The organism is Yoonia sp. (genome assembly GCF_036770585.1).
Classification (GTDB): Bacteria; Pseudomonadota; Alphaproteobacteria; order Rhodobacterales; family Rhodobacteraceae; genus Yoonia.
In genome coordinates this window covers 1-6440 of sequence record NZ_DAIPIW010000082.1, presented here as the reverse complement: position 1 = coordinate 6440, position 6440 = coordinate 1, and the positions used below count along the sequence as shown (strand labels likewise).

Annotated in this window: 7 protein-coding genes; 6 read left to right on the top strand and 1 reads right to left on the bottom strand. The window is 62.0% G+C overall.

Translation table 11 applies throughout. The features are described from left to right. The first annotated feature begins 78 nt into the window (after positions 1-78). The 4 genes from V7N12_RS12205 to V7N12_RS12190 are packed head-to-tail and all read left to right on the top strand — an operon-like array spanning position 79 to position 3218. Entirely contained in the window at positions 79-687 is a 609-nt protein-coding gene (locus V7N12_RS12205; protein WP_333714872.1) for a YkoF family thiamine/hydroxymethylpyrimidine-binding protein, read from the top strand. Positions 688-691: 4 nt separating this feature from the next. After that, positions 692-1480, top strand: coding sequence for an ABC transporter permease (locus V7N12_RS12200; protein WP_333714871.1), 789 nt, complete (start codon positions 692-694; stop codon positions 1478-1480). After that, positions 1477-2232, top strand: a complete 756-nt coding sequence (locus tag V7N12_RS12195) for an ABC transporter ATP-binding protein (protein ID WP_333714869.1) — start codon at positions 1477-1479, stop codon at positions 2230-2232. The genes V7N12_RS12200 and V7N12_RS12195 overlap by 4 nt, the downstream gene beginning before the upstream one ends. Then, entirely contained in the window at positions 2229-3218 is a 990-nt protein-coding gene (locus tag V7N12_RS12190; RefSeq protein ID WP_333714868.1) for an ABC transporter substrate-binding protein, read from the top strand. The genes V7N12_RS12195 and V7N12_RS12190 overlap by 4 nt, the downstream gene beginning before the upstream one ends. 271 nt (positions 3219-3489) lie before the next feature. Here V7N12_RS12190 and V7N12_RS12185 read toward each other — a convergent pair whose 3' ends face one another. Then, complete coding sequence (locus tag V7N12_RS12185; RefSeq protein WP_333714867.1) at positions 3490-4203, bottom strand: helix-turn-helix transcriptional regulator; 714 nt, start codon at positions 4201-4203, stop codon at positions 3490-3492. A gap of 446 nt (positions 4204-4649) precedes the next feature. Between V7N12_RS12185 and V7N12_RS12180 the strand changes: the two genes are divergently transcribed. Then, positions 4650-5726 (top strand): hypothetical protein, encoded by a 1077-nt coding sequence (locus tag V7N12_RS12180; RefSeq protein ID WP_333714866.1) that lies wholly within the window; start codon positions 4650-4652, stop codon positions 5724-5726. Beyond that, positions 5723-6440: vWA domain-containing protein (locus V7N12_RS12175; RefSeq protein WP_333714864.1), on the top strand; the 718-nt coding region annotated here is incomplete at its 3' end. The genes V7N12_RS12180 and V7N12_RS12175, both read left to right, overlap by 4 nt.

Genomic DNA, 6440 nt, shown 5'->3' with positions numbered 1-6440 from the left:
CGCGGCTGAGATGGGGGCGCAAGCCCACGGACCCTCGAAGCTGATCTGGATAATGCCAGCGTAGCGAGGAGGACAGAAATGTTTGCAGGCGCACAAGTCGCCCTTTACCCGATGACTGACGGTTTCGTTGACGTGATCATGTCATCGCTCGACGCCCTTGATCCGTGGCGTGACAGGCTGCGGATCGAAACCGACGACATCTCGACCCTGATCGTCGGCCCGCCCGAGGTACTTTTTCCCGCATTGCGCGATCTTTACGCGGCGGCGGCATCTTCCGGCCAGCATGTCGTTTTGCGCGCCACGCTGTCACGGGGGTGTCCGGGGGAACCGGATGATCCGATCTGCCGGACCGGGGCATTGGCCAATCCGTCAGAACCGCTGGCCCTGCGCCAGAAAAACGCGCTGGCGGCAATCGCTGAAACCCCGGTAAAGGGGCAACCGGCGGATGCGCAATTTTCGCTTTATGTGATGGGCGCGGGCGATCACATGGTCGAGATCATGGGCTGTATCGACGTCCTGCGTCAAAGCGGAACCTTTGACCGGCCCAAGAATTTCTGCACGCGCCTGACGGGCGATGCAGGACCGGTCTTTGCCACGATCCAGCAGGCATTTTGCCAGTTCGGGCCGCCGAATGGTCATGTCACGATTGATCTGACCGTTTCTGCCAATAGTCCCGGCAAGCGCTGATCCGATGCAGTCCGATGTGCCTCGCCGATCCGGCAGAGGCCTGACCCGCGGCATTCCTGCCGTCCTGAGCGTGGTCAGCGCCTTTTTGATCTGGGAAGTCTATGTTCGCCTGTCGGGAATTTCCCCGCTGATGCTGCCGACACCCTCGCGGGTGCTGAACCAAATCGTGCTGAACCGCGCTCTGCTGTGGGACAATACGGTGCCGACACTGACAGCCACCCTCGCAGGGTTTGCGGTATCGCTGACCGTGGCGTTCAGCTTTTCGGTGGCGCTGGATTTCATGCCCCGTGTCCGTCGCGCGCTGTTGCCGATCTTTGTGGTCAGCCAGACCTTGCCGCTTGTCGCCATCGCGCCCTTGGTCGTCCTGTGGTTCGGGTTCGATCTGACGCCCAAGGTTCTCTTGGTGGCGCTTGTGACTTTCTTTCCCATGCTGGTCGCCCTTATCGATGGTTACGCTGCAACAGACCCCGAAATCGAGGATCTGATGCGGTCGATGGGCGCCAGCCGCAGCCAGATATTTCGCGCCGCGCGGTTTCCGTCAGCGATGTCCCATTTCTTTGCCGGATTGCGCATTTCGATCACCTACGCGGTCGTGGCGGCCATTTTTGCCGAATACGTCGGCGCGCGTGCCGGTCTGGGCATCGTGATCCTGAATGCCAAGAACAGTTTCCGCCCCGATCTTGTGCTGGCGGCTGTGGTGATCAGCTCGACGCTGACTTTGGTGCTCTTTGCCGTCACCGCCCTGCTGCAGCGGGTCGTGCTGCGCTGGCGCGATGTGGGGGCCACCCCATGAGCGTCCTTGAAATGCAGAATGTCAGCGTCACCTTGGGCGGCACAGCGATTTTGAACGATATTTCATTGCATGTCGCCAAGGGCGAATTCGTTTCGATCCTTGGGCCATCTGGCGCTGGAAAATCGACCATATTCCGCCTGCTCACCGGCGCGGCGCAATATGACAGTGGCGCGATCACCTGCAACGGTCAGCCATTGGCAACCCACCAACATGGTTTCGGCTTTATGCCGCAGCGCGATGCTTTGATGCCGTGGCGGCGGATTATCGACAATCTGACCTTGGGGTTGGAGGTGCAGGGCATACACCGAAAGGATGCACGTGCGCGGGTCATGCCGCTTTTGGCAGATTTTGGTCTGGATGGGTTCACCGACCATTATCCCGCCCAACTTTCAGGCGGGATGCGCCAGCGTGCAGCACTCTTGCGGACTATCGTCCAGAACCGGTCTGTGCAGCTTCTGGATGAACCTTTCGGGGCCTTGGATGCGCTGACGCGGACCCGGATGCAGGCATGGTTCGAAGAGCGATGGCGCACGGCGCGCTGGACAACCCTGCTGGTGACGCATGACGTCCGCGAGGCCGTGGCGCTGTCTGATCGCATCTATGTCCTGTCGCGCCGACCGGCTCGCGTGATCGCACAAGTGCATGTTCCCGCCCCGCGCCCGCGGCTGGGACGCCCGATCAGCGCCGACGCCCATGAAATCGAGGCGCAATTGCTTGAAATTTTACTTAACCAAACTGGAGATTACCCATGAGACACTTGATAGCCGCTGCTTTGCTGGTGCTGGCCATGCCTGCCACTGCGCAGGAAAACCTCAGCGTCGCGCTGGACTGGACGCCCAACACAAACCACGTGGGTCTTTATGTGGCACAGTCACAAGGCTGGTTCGAGGACGCCGGGCTAGAGGTGGATATCCTGCCGTATACTGACACCTCGTCGGGCACATTGGTGGCGGCGGGTGTCGCCGAGTTCGGCATTCTGAGCGCGGTCGGGTTCTACAGCCAGCGCGCGACGGGGGCCGATTTGACAGCCGTCCTGGCGGTCGTGCAGCATGAAACCGGACGCGTGGTTTTCAACGGTGACCGGGATGATATCCAGCGCCCCGCCGATCTGGACGGCAAGATCTATGCAGGCTTTGGCAGTGCGTGGGAAAATGCGCTGATTTCAACGATCATCCGCAATGACGGCGGCGAGGGTGTTTTCGATACCGTCACGCTTGGCACCTCCGCCTATGAGGCGCTGGCCAACGGCAGTGTCGATTTCACGCTCGAGGTCAGCACCTGGGAGGGCGTGAACTCTGTTCTGTTGAACCGACCGCAACGTGCGTTCCGCTATGCCGATTACGGTGTGCCGGACCAGCATACGACGTTTTTGGGCGGCAATGGCACATGGCTTGCCCAAAACGCCGATACCGCGCGCGCCTTTGTCCAGGCCGCACAACGCGGGTATGATTTTGCGGCAAACAACCCCGAGGAAGCCGCAGAGATGCTGATCGCGGAAACTTCGGGAATGCTGACAAACCCCGATCTGGTACGTGCCTCGATGGCAGCCTTGGTGGATGGCGGTTATCTGCAAGATCCCGGCGAGCCTGTCGGCCTGATAGACGGGGCGATGTTCGCGAATATTACCCGCTTTCTTTTTGAGGCCGGTATCATGCGGGGCGAAGACGGCAGGCCGCTTGATGTGATGCCCGATGTGTCGAGCTGGTTTACAAATGAATATCTGTCGCAGGCGCATTGAGAATTGACGGCGCATGATGGGTGGCATTTGCGTGCCACCTATCATGTCTCTCTGGTCCGGCCGTTCGCGTTGCATAATGCTCCCTTCCATTCCAAAGAAAGGATCACACCATCAAACCGTGGGATCAAACACCTAGCGGCCGGTCATGTCTCGCGGCGCGCTGCAATGCGGCAGCGTTGAGCGCAAGTTTACGCCCGCAGATCTTGACCACTGCTGCGTTCATGATCTGCAGAAGAGACGTGGAAATTCTGCGGACTCTTGTCGAGATACTTTACGACATCACTGAACTGAACATCGCGACGGCCTGTTCACGGGTCGCCGCGCCCAGTTTTTGGCGCGCGTTGCGCAGGTAGAGCTCGACGGCGGAGGTGCTCAGGCCCAGTTCGCGCGCGATGTCCTTGGTCCGGCAACCTTGCGCAAGCAACCGCAGGCACTGGTTTTCGCGCGGTGACAGCAAGACAGAGAAAGCCGACATGGCCCGCGCGAGGGCCAGATGTGCATGATGCGCCGCCAGCCTCAGTTCCGCTTCGCGATCGGCGCGCAATGCGTCGACTTCCTTTCGCGACAGGGACGATCCTATGTTCCACCCGGCCAGCCCCTGCGCGTCCCGAAGCCGCATGGTCGAGGTGAACCCCGCATTCCAGCCAAAACCCGAGGCCTCGTCGATAACGTTCATCTGCGCGGCGGAAAGGCCCCGATGCTGATCCGCATAGGCTATACCCGTGCTGATGGGGCGAAACGTAATGCAGCAATGGCTCAGGAACGGATCGATCCCGGCATAGCCGAGCTCCTGATAACGGGCGATCCATGCATCGGGCATCGTCGTCTGCAACGAAAACTGTCCCCGGGCCACGTCCAGATGGATCAACTTGTCAAAGCCGTGTCCGGCGAAAAATGCCGCCGTGGTCGCCCAGACCTGATCTGCTGCATCAAGATTGCCTGTGGCGGGAACGGAGGAGAGTTCTTCAAGGAAGCGATCGAGCATACTTGGCAACCAATTGCAGACAACCCCTGCAGGGCATGAAGGGCGGCGCCCCCCTATAGGGAATTCCTTATATTGTCATGCTACTCGCTCTGCGTCTACGAAAGCTTCATATCGGGTCATGCTTCGGACGGGCCTCGGTTCCATCGAGGGGAATGGCGCCATCCATTGTGTTGGTTCCCTGGTCCGGATGCTGCGGACATCTTGGTAACCATTGGTCATTATGAGGCACCTAGCATGGTTTGCTATGCGCAGTTCGATTTTGGGCCTGTTTGTTCACTCCTGCTTCGGCCGTTGTCGGCATTCCGTTACATGAGAAACGCTCCGCAGGCCGATACCGGTCAGGCGCGTGGCGTCTCCAGTGTTTCCTTCGCCAACGTGCAGCAAGGGCGTTCCTTTCGCTTCGAACGTGCCACCATCGCCGCAGCGTCATTGCCCGTGGTCACCCGATGATCGGGTTCAGCCCCGTGCGCCTGCTGGGGCAGATCAGCCCCGGCAGCAAAGGCGTGCTGTTCGGCCCATCCGCCATGCCTCGCCCCGCGCCACCCGCCTTGTCGTCCGAAGATCACAGTGCCATCGCGGCCCGGCTGACGCCGGTCCTCGAGGGGCTGAACCGCGACAGGGCCACCCATGTCGAACGGGTCGACCGCACCCTCAAGCGCTTTGGCGGGGGTGCTGCGGTTGCGGCCCTTGTGATCGGCTGGGGGATCGGTGGCTCTTTCCTTGGCGGTCTGGCGCTGATGGCGATTGCCGTATTGAGCGTCGTCATCATTCTGATGGCCAAGGCAGAAGATGGCCCCCGCACCGAGACCCGCAGGCAGATCGTCGCAGCCGTTGCCGGGCGGTTGTCAGACCTGATCCCCGACCCGTCCCCGGACATCCCGCGCGACTGGTTCGCCGGGCTTGGGGTGGTGCAGAAGGTGCGCAAGGTGATCGTCGATCTGCGCCTGACCGGCCAGCGTGCGGGCCGCGTCGTGGGGGTGACGCGCGTCGGGCTGATGTTCGGCGAGGATCAGACCCGAAACGAGAAGCATGACAAGGGTCTGACCTTTGTCATGGTGCAGGTCGAATTGCCCGAAATGGCGGGCCGCGACGGCGTGACGGTCGTCATGCCCACGGATGCCAGCTGGAATGTCCGGCACGCGCCGAAGCTGTCCCATGGTCTGAAAGCTGTGCCGACCGGCGACAAGAGTTTCGACGCGCAATATACCGTTTACGGTGACCCGGCGCTTCTGACCCCTGCCTTGCGCGCAGGGTTCGCCGGGTTGGAACGCCAAGCGCGGTCAGCCAAGCACGGTCTAGCAGAGGTCGCGCCCGGTGAGGGCAAGCGCCCATGGGTTGCGATCCTGCCCGGACAGTTGGTGGTCCTGACGCCGCTTGCCATGTTCGACGGCGCGTTCGAGCCGCCGCCCTTCTGGGTGCCGCTCGATGCCGACGCTCTGATCCCTGCCTTTGCCGCCGATCTTGCCGTGCTGGATGGCTATCTGACCGCCGCCCTTTCCTTGCCCTTGGGAGAATTTGAATGACCCGCGTATTTCTGGCGCTTGCTGCCCTATTGCTCACGACCGCCCCCGCCATGGCCGAGCGTGTCTCGGTTCTGGTCTTCGACGCCTCGGGGTCGATGTGGAACCGGGTCGAGGGCGACCTGACCCGGATCGAGGTCGCGCGCGACGTGATGGGTGACTATTTCGCCAGCCGCGACGGCGCGGTGCCCTTGTCGGTCATTGCCTATGGCCACAACCGGCGCGGCGATTGCCGCGACATCGAGGTGATCGCGCCGATGGGCCAGACCGCCTCTGGCACGCTGGAGGCCCGCCTGCGCGGGCTGATGCCGCGGGGGATGACGCCGCTGACCGACAGCCTGGCGCTGGCGCGCGACCAGATCCCGCCTACCGCCGAGAGCGCCGACATAATCCTTGTCACCGATGGCCTTGAGACCTGCGAGGGCGATCCCTGCGCGCTGGCCGCAAGCCTTGCGGCCGAGGGCATCGACATCCGCGCCCATGTCGTGGGCTTCGGGCTGAGTGCGGCCGAGGTCGCAGCCCTTTCATGCATCACGGACCAGACGGGCGGCATGCTGTTCCAGACCAATTCGGGTGCGGAACTGGCGCAGGCCTTGCAGCAGGTCAGCGCGGTCGTGCCCGCGCCCGAGGCACCGCGAGAGCCCGCGGCGCCCACCGCCGCTTTCGACATCGGCGACCGGGCCGAGGCGGGGTTCACCTACACCATCACATGGAACG